Consider the following 15,578-nt stretch of genomic DNA (forward strand, 5'->3'; position numbering starts at 1 on the left):
ATTTTCGGGGATGTCCAGAATGCAGCCAGCCACAACGCGTGCCATGAACCTTGCGAATTTTCTCGCCCAGGCGGCGCGGCGCCATCCCGAGGACATCGGGTTCGTCTGGCGCGACGAGACATGGACATGGCGGCAGATCGAGGCGCGCGTCGAGGCCTTCGCTTCGGCGCTCGTCGGCGAACTTGGCGTGCGCAAAGGCGACCGGGTGCTGGTTCAGTCGGTTAACTGCAACCAGATGTTCGAATCCATGTTCGCGTGTTTCCGCATCGGCGCGGTGTGGGTTCCCACGAACTACCGGCAGTCGCCGCAGGAAGTCGCCTATCTCGCCACGGCAAGCGGCGCGACCGCGATGATTTGCGCGGCGCAGTTCGCCAGCCATGCGAAGATCGTGCGCGAACAGGTCCCAGGCGTGAAGTCGGTGGTGGCGATCGGCGATGCCGAATTCGGCGAGGATTACGACGCCATCGTCGAGCGTCACGCGGGACAAACCGTGCCCATGGAAGCGGTGGATCGGGACGATCCGTGCTGGTTTTTCTTCACCTCCGGCACGACGGGCAGGCCGAAAGCCGCCGTTCTGACGCACGGCCAGATGGGTTTCGTCGTCACCAATCATCTGTGCGACCTGATGCCGGGAACGACGCGCGACGACGCGTCGATCGTCGTCGCGCCGCTGTCGCACGGGGCAGGGGTTCATCAGCTGGCGCAGGTTGCCCATGGCGTGAAGACCATCTTGTTGCCGACCGACAAGCTCGACGTGCCGACCGTGTGGCAACTCGTCGAAAAATGGCGCGTCACCAATATCTTCACCGTGCCGACGATCGTGAAGCTTCTGGTCGAAGATGCGTCGGTGGATCAATTCGACCACTCGTCGCTGCGATACGTGATCTATGCCGGCGCGCCGATGTACCGAACCGACCAGAAAAAGGCGCTCGAAAAACTCGGACCCGTCATGGTCCAGTATTTCGGGCTGGGCGAGGTGACGGGAAACATCACCGTCCTGCCGGCCGCGTTGCACGACCCTCAGGATGGCCCGCATGCGCGGATCGGCACCTGCGGTTTCGAGCGGACCGGCATGCAGGTCGAAATCCAGAACGACGACGGCACGGCGCTCGGCCCGGGCGAAACCGGCGAAATCTGCGTCGTCGGCCCGGCCGTCTTCGCCGGCTACTGGGACAATCCCGACGCCAATGCGAAGTCGTTCCGCAACGGCTGGTTCCGCACCGGCGACCTCGGCCACATGGATGCGGAAGGTTTCGTCTATCTCACGGGCCGTGCGTCGGACATGTACATCTCCGGCGGTTCCAACATCTATCCGCGCGAAATCGAGGAAAAGATCCTGACCCATCCAGCCATTTTCGAGACGGCGGTTCTGGGCGTGCCCGATCCGATGTGGGGAGAAGTCGGTGTCGCCGTGTGCGTGCTCAAACCCGGCTTAAGCGAGGCGGACATCGAACTGCGCGAATTCCTGGACGAGAAGATCTCGCGCTACAAGATGCCGAAGCTCTTCGTCTTCTGGGACGAGATGCCGAAATCGGCCTATGGCAAGATCGCCAAGAAGATGATCCGCGAGGAACTGGAAAAGCGCGGCGATCTCGCGCCGATCATGGCGAGGGCGGGCTGATGGGCGGCGTGGTTTTCATCACGGGCGGTGCGTCCGGCATCGGGTTCGACACGGCCGCGCTGCTGGTGGAACGCGGCGTCGCCCCCTTTATCTTCGATCTCGACGAACATGCGGTGCGTGATGCCTGCGACCGGCTCGGCACGACGGCGAAAGGTCTTGCCGGCAGCGTCGCCGATGAGGACGCTGTCGAGCGGGCGATGGATGCGGCCGGACAACAGCTTTCCGGCGTCGTCAACTCGGCCGGCATCGGCATGGACCGGCCCGCGATCGAAACGGATGTTGCCGATTTTCGCCGCATCGTTGACGTGAACCTTACCGGCTCGTTCCTCGTCGCGCGCGCGGCGGCGCGGCGCTGGATCGCAGCAGGAAGTGGCGGGTCCATCGTCAATATCAGTTCGGTTTCGGGCCTGACCGGCAACAAGGGCCGCGTTGCCTATGGTTCGTCCAAGGGCGGCGTCAATTTGATGACCATGGTTCTGGCGACGGAACTCGGTGCGCACAGCATCCGTGTCAACGCTGTAGCGCCCGGGCCGGTCGATACGCCTCTCGCCCGTTCCGTCCACACCGAGGATGTGCGCCGGCAGTGGGCTTCACGCGTGCCGCAGGGCCGATACGGGGACCCGCGCGAAATCGCCACCGCTGTCGCGTTCCTGCTTTCGGACGACGCCAGTTACGTCAACGGTCAGGTGCTGGCCGTCGATGGCGGCTTCGTCCATGCGGGGCTGGCAGTGTGAGCCGTTTCATACGCCATCCCGGGCCGGTCGCGCCGGAGCGCATGAAGGTCGCACCCTGCACGGCGCATCGCGTATCTCTTGATCTGAAAGCCGGCGAAAGCGTCAATCGGGCCGTTACCGGCGTACTCGGCGCGGCGGGCTTTTCGAGCGGCTATGCGCGGCTTGCGGGCGTGCAGCTTGAACCGCTGCGCTATGTCATGCCCGCCCCATCTCCGAATGATGCCCATGCGGCCTGGTACAGCGAGACCTTCGCGCCCGCCGGCATGGCTATTGTCGAGGATGCTGGGCTCGTTGCCGGTGTTCGCGATGGTGCACCCTTCATCCATTGCCATGGCATCTGGCAAACGGAAAACGGTGAGCGCTTGGGCGGGCATCTCTTGCCGCACGAGGCGGAGATAGCCAAAGACGTGACGATCGAAGCCTGGGGACTTGCGGGCGCAAACTTCGTCGCGCGCGACGATGCCGAAACGAACTTCAAGCTCTTCGCCGCCGAAACCGCAGATACGCTTGCCGGGCGCGAAAACGGCGTGCGCGCGCTCGCTTGTACGATCCGGCCGAATGTCGAACTTGGCAAAGCCGTCGCGGACATTTGCTGCGCGCATGGTTTCGCAGATGCGAGCGTAGACGGAGTGGGGAGTTTCGTCGGCGTCGATTTTGCCGATGGTCGCTTCGTTGACTCATACGCGACGGAAGTTTTTCTCACGTCGGGGCGCGTGGCGAATGGCGCATGTAACCTGAAAGTCGCGCTCGTGGATCTGTCGGGCGCGCTTCACGAGGGCATGCTTTTGCCCGGTTCCAACCGCGTTTGCGTGACGTTCGAGCTACTCATACGAGAGATGGCGGGTTAAGTCGGGGTGACCTGCGCGTGACGACTTGTCGTTACCGATCAGGAAAAGCGCGCGAAGGCCCTTGCCTGATACGGGATCAGTGGCTATGTGTGCGCCGCGCTCGGCAACGAGCGAACCACGACCCGCGGAGAGGTGGCAGAGTGGTCGAATGCACCGCACTCGAAATGCGGCATGGGTGCAAGCCCATCGGGGGTTCGAATCCCTCCCTCTCCGCCAAACGCCGCCGATTCCGTCACGTAGCGCGATAAAACCTGTAATCGCGGATGGTAGGTATTTATCCTCTGCTCGCTACCGGAAATAAATTGCGGTGGTCTTAAGGCCGGAACTCCTCACAGGTTCGATGCCTGTCCGGCGAGCGGCTCACGTTTCCATGGCACCATCAATATTGGAGGCGCGTTTCTGCGTTGCCTATTAACGTGGCATAGGCAGGTGGGGGCTGTCGATCCGTCACGACGGCGTCCATGTCGCGTAGCGAGGCGAGGCGAACCAATCCGCGTTTTCCGAACTTGCTGGCGTCGACCGCCAGCAATTTGCGCTCCGCCTGGCCCATGGCCGCCGTGACCGCCGCCACTTCGGCGTGATCGTCATCGCCAAGGTCTCCTGCGCTGTCGATGCCGCTGACCGAGACGATGGCCGTGTCGAACTTGAAGCGCCGGATGAAATCCCCTGTTTCCTCTCGAAAGACCCCGCCATCGACCTGGCGCACGATGCCGCCAGGAATTGCGATGGTGAAATCGGTGTTGTCGCTCAGCAGGCTGGCTACGCGCAGGCTGTACGTCACCACGCGCAAGCCTCTTTTGTCCATCAGCGCTGCTGCGATCGCCTCGCAGGTCGTGCCGGTATCGATGAAGAGGGCCGCACCATCCGGGATCATGTCAGCCACCAGCCGGGCGATCCTGTCCTTGCCCGCGGCGTTCTCTATGCGCCGGCGGCGATAGGTCTGCGCGTCGACCGTCATGGCAAGGGTTGCACCACCATGGAGACGGCGCAACTTCCCGGCCTCCTCAAGCTCCATGATATCGCGCCGCGCGGTTTGCGAGGTTACCGAAAACAGCCGCGCTATGTCGTCGACCGCGATATAGCCCTGACGGGTCAAATGATCCATCAGCACGGCCTGACGCCTGCCCTTCTTGTCCATCGATTGCTCCCAAGCTTCCCATCGCAATCCTGACGTCCGAAAAATGGTTTGTCACGTATGCGCACCACGCTCGTGTCCGAATTCCAACATCCACACAGCAAAATGTTGCAAAACTGACATTTGCTTTCGATAGTTTCCGGGACTTCAGATCGCTTACGCGCGCTTCGTCCTCGTCGCTCGTCTCATTGGCGGTCAGCTTTTCATCGCCAATAATGGAGAGAGCCATGTCGTCTGAATGTTCACCAAAACAAGCGTCACCTCGAATGGCGCGTATCGCCACACGACTTTTGTGCAGTGTCGGCGTATTGGCCGGACTTGCCGGAGGGGCGCAGGCGGACGAGCCGTTGCGAATCCTGTCGCTCAACGTGTGGAACAAGTTCGACCGGAACATCGCTCCCGTCAGCGATTTCATGATCAAGGGCAACTACGATATCCTGCTGTTTCAGGAAATTTCGAACACGGACTACGTCACCGGCCTTCCCGCGATACTCGAAGGGGCAGGACTTGGCAGCTATCAGGGCTTGGAAGGCGGCAGCCCCGGCCTGATCACCAGATTGCCGGGCACGCTCGACATCTTCACGGCACCGGGCATTTCCTCGCAGGGGCGCAACGTGCCCCATACGCTCGTCGATGGCGATGGAGGGCGCCCCGCCACGATCGTCGGCAGCATCCATATGGACTATGACGACGATCCGACCCGCCGCATCGCGGAAGCGAAAGCGATCAGCGAGTGGGCGCGAGGCCTGCAAAACCCGTTCATTCTGGCAGGCGATTTCAACGCCGGCGACGTTTCCGAGCGTGGGCTGCACCGCGCCGAACAGCAGGCTCACCTGTTCGCCCGCACTATTGTCGATGGCGGCGCGCGATCGCTCTGGCATCAACTCGCCGGCGAATATGTTCCGGACGAGCGCCGCGCCGAATTCGAGACCTATGCCGCTGAGATGCGCGCCATCGACGGCAATGGCGGGGAGCGCTTTCGAACGGTCCTTCAAAATCACTTCGACGCCAACCGGGACGACTATCCCGGCGCGTCCAGCATTTCGGATCTGAGCTGGCGTCAGTGGGAAGCGATCATCGCCCTCGACATGGCCGCGAAAGGCCTGACATTCGAGGACGAAACCTATCCGGTTGCCGGAAACACACCGCAAACGATGAACGTCTTGAAGAAGCAGTTTCAGATTCTTCAGAACCCGTCGGAACGCGAGCAGTTCGCGCCGCATGAACTGGGCAACGGTGTCGTGACCTGGCCGTCGGCCGGCGAGGATGCGACGAACACATGGACAAGCTGGGACCGTGTGCGGATCGACCATTTTCTGGCCGCTCGTCCCTTCGCGAAATGGTGGGAACTCGCCGACGACCCCAACGATCCCTATCTCGGTATCGTCGATGATGTCAGCATCATCACGCACCCGGACGGTTCCACCGAGGCGATATCGGACCATGAACCCGTTGCGCACGAATTGCGCTGGGTCGGCCCGAGGCTCGAAGCATTCGAGACGGAAGAAAATGGCACGCCGGTCGAGCGGACGAGGCTCGCATGGGACGGGGACGCTTCGCAGTTCGCGGCGAAGGACGGCGTGTTCAACCTGTCGCGCAACAACATGCGCGACGACGTCTATCTCGGGCAGATTTCCGACGAAAACGGCATGCCGATCCTCACCTGGCTAAGCGATGACGAGAAGAAAACGCTGCTCGACTGCGCAAGCGACGATTCGCGTCTTCAGCAGGCCATCGCAGAATACTGCATCGATGATCATTCCTTCATCGGTGAAACGCTGGTCGCCGACGGCGGCACGGTTGTCGTCGACGAGGATGCGGCCCTTGGCGGCTCAGACGCTGATCTGGTGCTGGATAATGGAAGCCTGCGCATCGCCGGCGAGCGCATGCAAAGGCTCGACCGTCATGTGGTGCTTGGCAGCGGTGGCGGTACGATCGACGTGGAACAGGCGAGCAACGCCGTTTTGATCGACAGGGAAATCTCCGGCGACGGAAGCCTTTCTAAGCAAGGTTCCGGTGCGCTGTTCCTCGACAATACGCATAGCTACACCGGCGAGACGAATATCGAGGCCGGCGCACTCATCGTCAATGGTTCGATCGCCGCGTCCTCGATGACATCGGTGGCCGATGGCGGCTTTCTCGGCGGCTCCGGAACTGTCGGCAATCTGATCGTTGCATCCGGTGGTACGCTCGCACCTGGCAATTCGATCGGCACGCTGACCGTTGCCGGCGACGCCGTATTCGAGGCCGGATCGCGTTTCGAGATCGAGACGAACCCCGGCGGAACCGACAGCGACATGCTGGCGGTCACAGGAACGGCCAGCCTCGAAGGCGGCTCGGTCGCACATGTCGGCGCCAGCGGCGTTTACGATCTGCGCTCGGCCTACACGATCCTTTCGGCAGGTTCGCTGGAAGGCACTTTCGGCGACGTCACCTCGGACTTCGCCTTTCTCCAGCCGCGACTTGTCTACGACTACGCGGCGGGCAATGTGACGCTCGATCTCTGGCGTAACAGCCGTGCTTTCTCCTCGATGGCCGCCACAGGCAATCAGGTGGCCACCGCAGAGGCGCTCGACAGCATCGGCTTTGCCGCCGGTAGTCCGGTATTCGACGCGGTCGCTCAGCTTCCCGACGACATCGATCTTATCCAAAATGTTTTCGACACTTTATCGGGCGAGGTGCATGCCTCATCGCAGACGGCGCTCGTCGGAGCTTCTACCGATGTGCGCAACGCCGTCAACAATCGTATCCGCGGTGCATTCGGCTCGGCGGCAGTCACCCCGCTGACGGTCATGGCATATGGCGACGACGGTCTCGACAAGATGCCGGGACTTGCGCCGGATGCCGTTGCCTCACAGGGCGCGACGGGCTGGGGCAACGTCTTCGGTTCGTGGAATTCGGTCGACGGAACCTCCAATGCGGCCGGTGTTGACCACTCGACCGGCGGTGTCGTCGCCGGTATCGACGGCATGCTCGACACATGGCGCGTCGGCATGTTGGCCGGTTACAGTCAAACATCGTTCGATGTCGAAGACCGCGCGTCGTCCGGTTCTGCCGACAGCTTCCATCTGGGTGTCTACGGAGGCACGCAATGGGGCGCCGTCGGACTGCGCACCGGTCTTGCCTACACCTGGCATGACATCGATACGGCGCGCTCGGTCGCCTTCCCCGGCTTTTCGGAAGAACTGACCGCGTCCTATAACGCCGGTACGTTCCAGGCTTTCGGCGAGCTTGGCTATGCATTGGATTTGGAGGGCGCTCGGCTCGAACCCTTCGTCAATCTGGCCCATGTCCGCCACCGCAGCGACGGCTACACCGAAACGGGTGGCTCGGCCGCACTGACCGCCGCAAGTCAGTCGACCGACACGACCTTCACGACGCTCGGGCTTCGCGCTGAAACCGATTTCGCGCTGGGCAACGCGACGGTGACAGTGCACGGCATGGCCGGCTGGCGCCATGCGTTCGGTGATGTCGAGCCGAGCGTGACGCAGGCATTTACCGGCAGCGATGCCTTCGCCATCACCGGTGCCGCGATCGCGCGGGATACGGCGGTGGTCGAAGCGGGCCTCGACTTTGCGATCACGCCTGCTGCAACGCTCGGCGTATCGTATCAGGGGCAGTACGGTTCCGGAAGCTCGGAACATGGCGGGCGGGTAGGGCTCGACATCCGCTTTTGACGCCAAAAGAAGCGGACGCCGCGCCTGTCGCGGCGTCCGTTCGGAGATCAGATAAGGGCGTTCTGCTCCTTAAGGCGGGCCTGAACGCGCGCCGCGCTGTTGCGGTGGTCCGCATCGACATGATCGGCGGCGGCAACGCCCGCCGCCTGTCCCGTCGCGAAGGCCGTACCCATGACGCGGATCGAGCCGTAGGCGTTGGGGTCCGCGCCGATGACACGTCCGCCATACCACAGATTGTCGAGCCCCTTCGCGCGGATGGAATCGTAAGGGACATGGCAGTAGCCGGCTCCCCCGATCGACGTGTAGCTCGGCTTGCCGGCTTCGCCGTGAAGCTCGATCGGCCATGCTGCCCTTGCGATCCCGTCGTCGCGCAGCCGCCCGGAGACGACGTCCTCTCCCGTCATTTCGTAGCGGGCGGCGGGGTGGCGCGTTTCGCGCACGCCGATCTGCGGGCCGGTGGCGACGAGGTAGCAATTCCCGAAACCCGGCAGCTCACGCTTCAGCATGGCGACGTAGTCGTTGGCGCGAGCACGCGCTTCCATCTCTGCAGACGTGAAGCTTTCCGAGGTGAGGTCCGGCAGCGCGACGTCGACGGTCATCCACCACATGTCGCGTGACAGCGGCAGGCGGATGATGATGCCGCCATCGGTGCGCTGAATCGGGTGCGCGCCGGTCTCATTATAGCGCGAGATCGCGGCCCTCAATGCGTTGCGGTCGATGTCGAGATCGGGCGCGATGCCGCCGATGCGGATCGGCATGGTGAGCGCCTGAAGATTTCCATCCCCGTCGCCGGTGCGGAAGGGAACGCCAGCGAGCATGGCAAGGTTTGCATCGCCGGATGCGTCGACGAAGGCCTCGGCCACCGCGCGGGTGCGCCCGCTCATGCCGGCAAGCGTGACGGCCTCCAGCCGGTCTGCCGTGCGCGCGACGGATGCGACGCGCGTATGAAGCTTGACGTCGACGCCGTAGCGGCGGACGAGATTGTCGAGCGCGAATTTCAGCAATTCGCCGTCGAGCAGGACGATCCAGTTGCCGGTCGTCTCGGAGCGGAAAGCCTCACCGTCGAGCCCATGCCGCCGCAACTCCTCGACGACTTCGGCACCGACGCCCTCGACGGCCTTCACCGGCTCGCGGCCCTGCTGATAGAGGCCGCAATAGGCATAGACCTGCGATGTCGTCGCAGCGCCGCCCAGAAACCCGTATTTCTCGACGAGGCATACCTTCGCCCCGGCCTTCGCCGCGCCTATGGCAGCGGCAACGCCCGCCGCCCCGCCGCCGCACACGACGACATCATAATCGGCTTCAACTCGCTTGGTCATAGTCTATCCGTCAGGTGCGCCAGTTGAGGAAATACTGCTCAGCCTTGCCGATCAGCCAGCCGACCGTCAGGCCGAGGACCGACAGCATCGCGACGCCCGCGATGAGCTGATCCGTGGCGAAGATCGCACCGGCCATCAGGATGTAGGCGCCGATGCCATATTGCGCGCCGATCATCTCGGCGGCCACGAGAAGGACGATGGCGATGGAGGCGGAGATGCGGAAGCCCGACAATATGGCGGGAAGCGCGCCCGGAATGATGATCTTGCGCACGATGGACAGCCACGACAGGCCGAAGGACTGGCCCATGCGGATCAGGTTCCGGTCCACATTGTCGACGCCGCCATAGGTCGCGATCACCGTCGGGAAGAAGGTACCGAAAAGGATCGTCGCCACTTTCGAGCCTTCGCCGATGCCGAACCAGACGATGAAGAGCGGCAAAAGCGCGATTTTGGGAATCGGGAACAAAGCCGAGACGATCGGCGAGATGCCGGCGCGGGCGACCGAGAAAAGGCCGATTGCAAGCCCCGCCGTGACGCCGAGCAGAGAGCCGAAGAACCAGCCGACCGAAAGGCGATAAAGGCTGGCCTGAAGATGGGTCCACAACTGCCCCGTGCGCACGAGATCCTGAAACGCGCCGAAGACTTCGGAGGGAGCGGGAAGGGCGATCGGGCTGATGATTCCCGTCTGCGAACCCAGTTCCCAGATCGCAATCAGAACGATGAAGACGAGCGGGCCGACATAGCCGAACTTCTTCGTGCGAAAGCCGCCGCCGCGAAACGGTACGGGCCGCGCTCCCGCGGGTGCAGCCGGTTTTTCCCCGGCATCAGCCGGGACGGTCGTGCTCATGGTTTCAAGCGACATCGGACAGCTCCATGTCGGCCGCGCGCGCTTCGTCGCGCATCAGGTTCCAAAGGTGACGCTGCGTGTCTTCGAGTTCGGCAAGGCGCTCGACGCGTTCATTCAGCGGCATGTCGATCTCGACGATCTGCCGGATGCGGCCGGGACGGCGCGACAGGACGATGATCCTGTGGCCAAGCCGCACGGCCTCGGCGAGATTGTGGGTGACATAGCAGGCGGAGAATTTTTCGCGCGACCACAGTTCGACGAGATCGTCGAGAAGAAGTTCGCGCGTCTGGCTGTCGAGCGCCGAGAGCGGCTCGTCCATCAGCATGACTGCGGGGTTGACCGAAAGCGCCCGCGCGATGGCGACGCGCTGCTTCATGCCGCCCGAAAGCTGGCGGGGAAGGGCGGTGCGAAAATCAAGAAGCTTGGTGCGGCCAAGGACGTCCTCGATGATCGCGTCGGCCTTGCGTCCGCGAATGCCGTGATCCTCCAGAACGAGGCTGACATTGCCCTCCACGGTGCGCCACGGCAAAAGCGCGAAATCCTGAAAGATGTAGGTGAGCGGATTGAGCGAACCGGCCGGTGGCTCGCCCGATATCAGCACCTGGCCGGATGTCGGCCGCTCCAGACCGCCGATGAACCGGAGAAGCGTCGATTTTCCGCATCCGGACGGGCCGATGATGCAAACGATTTCGCCGCGCTTCAGTTCGAAGCTCACATCGTCCAGAACATCGGTCTGGCCGTAGCGATGGGTGATGCCGTCGATCACAAGATCCATGATCGTCTCCGCGTTTTCAGGTGGGGCCGGCCCGGCGATGAACTGCGCCGGACCAGCCGCTCACGTTCAGTAGGTTTCGACGAAGCTCGGATCGACGAGGTTTTCCATCGAGGCGTCCTGCGGCACGAGGTTCTCGGACTTGAACCATTCGAGTTGGTCCTCGATGCTGGCGAGGTTGAGCTTCGCGCCTTCGTTGATGCGCATCGCGCCTTCGCGGATCGCCGCGTCGGCGTCGGCCAGAGGACGATCCGAATAGACCCATTCGTGGATCATCGCGACGAGTTCGGCGCTTTCCTCTTCGGGCATGGTCTTTTCGACGAAAGCCGCATTGTAGTCCGCGACGCCCTTGGAAAATGCCGAAACAAAGCTCTCGACCTGTTCGCGATTGTTGGCGGCGAGATCGCTCGAGGTGAACAGGGTCGTCACCTGATAGCCGTCGATATAGTCCCCGATGCGGCCGACCTCGAAAACGTCGCCGCTGGCGATCAGGCCGTTGGCGATGTTGGGCTGGATCGCCCAGGCGTCGATCTGGCCCGAACGCAGCGAGGCGATGACGGCAGGCACGGCATTCAGCGGGACCAGTTCCATCGAGGAGCGCTCGAAACCTTCGCCGTCGGCGACCTTATGAGCCATGTAGTGGAACGACGAACCGGCCGTGGTGATGCCGAAGCGCTTGCCTTCGAGGTCGGCAGGCGTCGTTGCGCCGGCCTCATGCGCGGCCTTCGAGACGAGAACTTTGTGGCCCTCGATGCCTTCTTCCTCGGCCATCGCGCCGCCGATGATCTTCACCGCGCCGCGTTCGGCGAGGCTGACGAGGCCGGCGGTCATCGCCGTCAGGCCGAAATCGACGTCGCCGGATGCGATCGCAACTGCCATGGGCTGCGCGGCCTGGAAGGGCACGAACTCGACCTCAAGACCGGCCTCTTCGTAATAGCCCTTGCCCTGCGCGATGATCGAGGGCGAGTGCGAGGTCAGCGACAGGATGCCGACCTTGACGGGTTCGGCGCTTGCCGCGCTCGCGGCCATCAGCATTGTCGTTGCAGCCAGAAGGCCGAAGGTTCTGCGTGTCATCGAAAGCATGGATTTCCTCCCTGAGACGGTGCTTTCATTCTGGTGGCCGTGGCGGCCGGTTACTCAGTGCCTGAGAGCGCCGAGAATATGTTGCGACAGGGCGTTCTGCGCCGAGACCGCGTCGCGGGCGATGGCGGCGTCGACCACTGCGCGCAGGTCGCGTGTTTCATCGTTAAGATCGATACGCCCCTCGACAAGCCCGGCATAGCGGAACCGCCGGCTTTGAATGTAAAGACGCGCTTGAAAGTCGATCAATCGCGGTGATCTGCAGGCCGCGACGAGCGCGGCATGCAAATGGCGACCCGCTTCGTCCCACTCGATCGCCATGCCGGCGCGGTCCGAAACGGCCTGCTGGCAAAGGCGCGTATAGGTGTGGAATGCCGCCAGAACCGTGCCTTCCCAAGCCAGGTCGCCATGTTTGACCGACCAGCCAAGGCCGAGCGGTTCGATCTCGGCGCGCAAACGGGCGATGTCTTCGAGGTCGGTTCGGGTTGCCGAGGCGACGCGAAAGCCGCGCTGGGCGCTGGCTTCCACGAGACCTTCGCTCGAAAGCTGGGTGAGCGCTTCGCGAAAGGAGTGCGCCGATCCGCCGTAACGCTGGCGCAACTCGTCGATCTTCAGCTTGGCGTCAGGTTCCAGAATGCCGGTCGAGATGTCGCGGCGAACTTGCTCGGCAAGCAGGCGAACGACCGTTTCGGTCTCCCGGCTTTGTCTCCCAAACACGCATTCTCCTCCAACGCGCGAAAAAATCTTCAATATTTTGGCTGTTATGGATTAAACGTTCCGACGTCAAGCGGAGGAGACGACTTCATGGATCAGGCAGGCATCGTCGTGACAGGCGCAACGCGCGTTATTTTCATGATCGGCACCCCGATTGCGCAGGTGCGTTCGCCCGTGCTCTTCAATCGGTACTTCGCCGAGCATGGCGTCGACCGCGTCATGGTGCCGCTCGATGTCAGCGCAGAGGCGCTGCCGTATTTCGTTCGAACCGTGCGCGATGCGTCCAATTGCGACGGGTTCGTCGCGACACTGCCGCACAAGCGCGCGCTTCTGGAACTCGTGGATGAGGTCAGCGAGACGGCGCGCCAACTCGAAAGCGTGAATGTCGTGCGCCGCGATGCCGATGGCCGGCTTTTCGGCGACATGGCGGACGGCGCGGGGTTCTGGAACGGGGCGGAAGCAAACGGCTTCGATCCGAAAGGAAAGTCCATCGTTCTGGCCGGAGCCGGCGCGGCGGGCAGCGCAATCGCATACGAGTTTGCACGGCGCGGCGGCAGCCATGTCGCCATCTGGTCTGCAAACGAGGCGGAAGCAAGCGCGCTTCAGGTGCGCCTCGCGCCGACCGGCGTGGCGGTCACGATCGGCATGCCTGCATCACTCGATGCCTTCGACATGGCGGTGAACGCGACCCCGGTCGGCATGAGGCACGCGCCGGGCAGCGTCTTTTCCTCAGGCCTTATCGCGACCTTGCCCGCTCATGCGATCGTCGCCGACGCGATTACTGACCCGGTCGAAACGCAACTCCTGGGAATGGCGGCCGGGCGCGGACTTGCAACGATCAATGGTCACGCCATGACGCTCGGCCAGTTCGGCTACCTCCTGAAGGCATTGAATGCCGCCGCATCGACCGGCGATCCGCGTTGACTTTACGGCCTTGCTGACGTATGTGCGGGCGGAAAATCCGGTGTAGCCTCTGCGCTGCGCCGGTTTCCTGTTGGAAAAATCCGTTCGGATGAGGCCGACAGGACATCTTCAACCGACTGAACAAGAAGCCGGCCGGGTGCTCGCATCCAGAGCCGGGGACGAACAGAAAGGACAAAAAATGTTCGCAGTCATCAAAACCGGCGGCAAGCAGTACCGCGTCAATGCCGACCAGGTTCTCGAAATCGGCCGTCTCGAAGGCAATGTCGGTGATATCATCCAGATCGGCGACGTGCTTGCGCACGGCAATGGCGACGATGTCACGCTCGGCGCGCCGCTCGTCTCGGGCGCTTCGGTTTCGGCCGAGATCCTCGACCAGAATCGCGGCGAGAAGGTCATCGCCTTCAAGAAGCGCCGCCGCCAGAATTCGCGCCGCAAGCGCGGTCATCGCCAGCTCCTGACGACGGTCCGTATCTCGGAAATCCTCGTCGACGGCGCCAAGCCTTCGAAGAAGGCGGCGCCTAAGAAGGAAGCTGCAGCTGACGCTGGCGCGTTCAAGGACGACGTTTCGCTGATCTCGGGTGTCGGCCCGGCGCTCAAGACGAAACTCGAGGAAGCCGGCATCACCTCGCTGAAGCAGGTTGCCAAGCTGAAGAAGTCGGAAATCGCCAAGCTCGACGAAGAACTCTCGCTCGGCGGACGTATCGAGCGCGACGAATGGGTCGAACAGGCCAAGGAACTCATTGCCGGCAAGCCGCCGCGCGCGAAGGTCGATCAGGCCGCCGCCGACGCAGCCAAGTAAGAACGAAGGTTAAAGGAGAACTCCTATGGCACACAAGAAAGCCGGCGGTTCCTCGCGCAACGGTCGCGATTCCGAATCCAAGCGCCTCGGCGTGAAGAAGTTCGGCGGCGAAGCCGTCGTAGCGGGCAACATCATCATCCGTCAGCGCGGGACCAAGTGGCATCCCGGCTCCAATGTCGGCATGGGCAAGGATCATACCCTTTTTGCGATGCAAGAAGGTGTGGTCTCGTTTGCGCGCAAAGCGAACAAGCGAACCTACGTGTCGGTGAACCCGATTACGGAAGCAGCGGAGTAGGCCGGATCCGCACCACAACACCGGCGCCCCATCTCGGGTCCGGTGTCTGGTCAAAAATCCAGGACAAAACATCAGGGGAGATGGGTCGCCATCTCCCCTTTTGCCGTTTTGATCTGGAGGAAGACCCATGGTTCTGGAAAAGGAAGACTTAGAAGACGAGAGTTTGCGGATCGACTGCCCCGTCCTCGTCACCGAGAGGCTGGTGCTGCGTCCGCCGCATGTCGACGATCTTGAGGAACTGGCGGAGCTCGCCAACAACCGCAAGATTGCCGAGATGCTCGGTCGCATGCCGCATCCCTACGGCCCCGCCGACGCGCAGCAATTCGTCAATGCCGTGCGCAAAGCGGGTGAAGGCTGCGCCTACGCGATCGCGCTCGGCGAAAACGGCGCGTTCATCGGTTGCGCGGGCCTCAATCCGACCGCGCGCGGGCTGGAACTCGGCTACTGGATCGGCGAACCCTATTGGGGACGCGGCTATGCGACTGAGGCTGCGCATGCCCTGGTCGATCTGGCATTCCGCGCTACGACAATCGATACGCTGCACGTCTCGTGCCGGGTCATCAATCCCGGCTCGCGTTCGGTCATCCACAAATGCGGCTTCCAGTATTCCGGGCAGGGCATGCTGGATTCGCAGGTTGCCGGCCGGGTGCCGGTCGAGCGCTACCGTCTCGACCGCAAGACCTGGGTGAGCCTGAGAAGCTGGGGGCTGGCCTGAGTTCGGGCGGCATCGGACCACAAGCGGTTCGATGCCGCCTGAAGCATTGCAGAGCTGCGGTTTCCGCCCCTCGCGCTCGCACCGCATATGCGGTAGAG

Annotated in this window: 14 protein-coding genes and 1 tRNA gene; 9 read left to right on the forward strand and 6 right to left on the reverse strand. The window is 62.8% G+C overall.

What is annotated here, in order from left to right; all coding sequences use genetic code 11:
• The first annotated feature begins 19 nt into the window (after window positions 1-19).
• The 4 genes from ACX82Z_RS21290 (at window position 20) to ACX82Z_RS21305 (ending at window position 3,419) form a co-directional block, all read left to right on the forward strand.
• Entirely contained in the window at window positions 20-1,621 is a 1,602-nt protein-coding gene (locus tag ACX82Z_RS21290; RefSeq protein WP_459591083.1) for an acyl-CoA synthetase, read from the forward strand.
• Entirely contained in the window at window positions 1,621-2,355 is a 735-nt protein-coding gene (locus ACX82Z_RS21295; RefSeq protein WP_459591084.1) for an SDR family NAD(P)-dependent oxidoreductase, read from the forward strand. Before ACX82Z_RS21290 ends, ACX82Z_RS21295 begins: the two co-directional genes overlap by 1 nt.
• On the forward strand, window positions 2,352-3,203 hold the full coding sequence (locus ACX82Z_RS21300) for a PPC domain-containing DNA-binding protein (RefSeq protein ID WP_459591085.1): 852 nt from the start codon (window positions 2,352-2,354) through the stop codon (window positions 3,201-3,203). The genes ACX82Z_RS21295 and ACX82Z_RS21300 overlap by 4 nt, the downstream gene beginning before the upstream one ends.
• Before the next feature lie 126 nt (window positions 3,204-3,329).
• Window positions 3,330-3,419, forward strand: a tRNA-Ser gene (locus tag ACX82Z_RS21305).
• 163 nt (window positions 3,420-3,582) lie between these two features.
• Here ACX82Z_RS21305 and ACX82Z_RS21310 read toward each other — a convergent pair.
• Window positions 3,583-4,341, reverse strand: coding sequence for a DeoR/GlpR family DNA-binding transcription regulator (locus ACX82Z_RS21310; RefSeq protein WP_459591086.1), 759 nt, complete (start codon window positions 4,339-4,341; stop codon window positions 3,583-3,585).
• A gap of 263 nt (window positions 4,342-4,604) precedes the next feature.
• Between ACX82Z_RS21310 and ACX82Z_RS21315 the strand changes: the two genes are divergently transcribed.
• Window positions 4,605-8,015, forward strand: a complete 3,411-nt coding sequence (locus tag ACX82Z_RS21315) for an autotransporter domain-containing protein (protein WP_459591087.1) — start codon at window positions 4,605-4,607, stop codon at window positions 8,013-8,015.
• Window positions 8,016-8,062: 47 nt separating this feature from the next.
• On the opposite strand, the gene ACX82Z_RS21320 is transcribed toward ACX82Z_RS21315, so the two are convergent.
• The 5 genes from ACX82Z_RS21320 to ACX82Z_RS21340 all read right to left on the reverse strand — a co-directional run bounded on the left by ACX82Z_RS21320 (window position 8,063) and on the right by ACX82Z_RS21340 (window position 12,750).
• Window positions 8,063-9,334 (reverse strand): FAD-dependent oxidoreductase, encoded by a 1,272-nt coding sequence (locus tag ACX82Z_RS21320; protein WP_459591088.1) that lies wholly within the window; start codon window positions 9,332-9,334, stop codon window positions 8,063-8,065.
• A gap of 10 nt (window positions 9,335-9,344) precedes the next feature.
• The gene (locus ACX82Z_RS21325) at window positions 9,345-10,181 is read right to left on the reverse strand and encodes an ABC transporter permease (RefSeq protein ID WP_459911932.1); all 837 of its coding nucleotides are present in this window, start codon (window positions 10,179-10,181) and stop codon (window positions 9,345-9,347) included.
• A 4-nt stretch (window positions 10,182-10,185) separates the two neighbouring features.
• On the reverse strand, window positions 10,186-10,956 hold the full coding sequence (locus ACX82Z_RS21330) for an ABC transporter ATP-binding protein (RefSeq protein WP_459591089.1): 771 nt from the start codon (window positions 10,954-10,956) through the stop codon (window positions 10,186-10,188).
• A 66-nt stretch (window positions 10,957-11,022) separates the two neighbouring features.
• Complete coding sequence (locus tag ACX82Z_RS21335) at window positions 11,023-12,027, reverse strand: ABC transporter substrate-binding protein (RefSeq protein WP_459591090.1); 1,005 nt, start codon at window positions 12,025-12,027, stop codon at window positions 11,023-11,025.
• Window positions 12,028-12,090: 63 nt separating this feature from the next.
• Window positions 12,091-12,750, reverse strand: a complete 660-nt coding sequence (locus ACX82Z_RS21340) for a GntR family transcriptional regulator (protein ID WP_459591091.1) — start codon at window positions 12,748-12,750, stop codon at window positions 12,091-12,093.
• Between the two features lie 87 nt (window positions 12,751-12,837).
• Between ACX82Z_RS21340 and ACX82Z_RS21345 the strand changes: the two genes are divergently transcribed.
• From ACX82Z_RS21345 to ACX82Z_RS21360, 4 genes are all read left to right on the forward strand, one after another.
• Window positions 12,838-13,671 (forward strand): shikimate dehydrogenase family protein, encoded by an 834-nt coding sequence (locus ACX82Z_RS21345; protein WP_459591092.1) that lies wholly within the window; start codon window positions 12,838-12,840, stop codon window positions 13,669-13,671.
• Between the two features lie 178 nt (window positions 13,672-13,849).
• A complete protein-coding gene (rplU, locus tag ACX82Z_RS21350; protein WP_459591093.1) occupies window positions 13,850-14,470 on the forward strand; it encodes a 50S ribosomal protein L21 in 621 nt (206 codons plus the stop codon).
• A 25-nt stretch (window positions 14,471-14,495) separates the two neighbouring features.
• Complete coding sequence (rpmA, locus tag ACX82Z_RS21355; protein WP_459591094.1) at window positions 14,496-14,765, forward strand: 50S ribosomal protein L27; 270 nt, start codon at window positions 14,496-14,498, stop codon at window positions 14,763-14,765.
• A 127-nt stretch (window positions 14,766-14,892) separates the two neighbouring features.
• Window positions 14,893-15,480, forward strand: coding sequence for a GNAT family N-acetyltransferase (locus ACX82Z_RS21360; RefSeq protein ID WP_459591095.1), 588 nt, complete (start codon window positions 14,893-14,895; stop codon window positions 15,478-15,480).
• Window positions 15,481-15,578 lie beyond the last annotated feature (98 nt).

It is taken from the genome of Aliihoeflea sp. PC F10.4, from assembly GCF_054612275.1.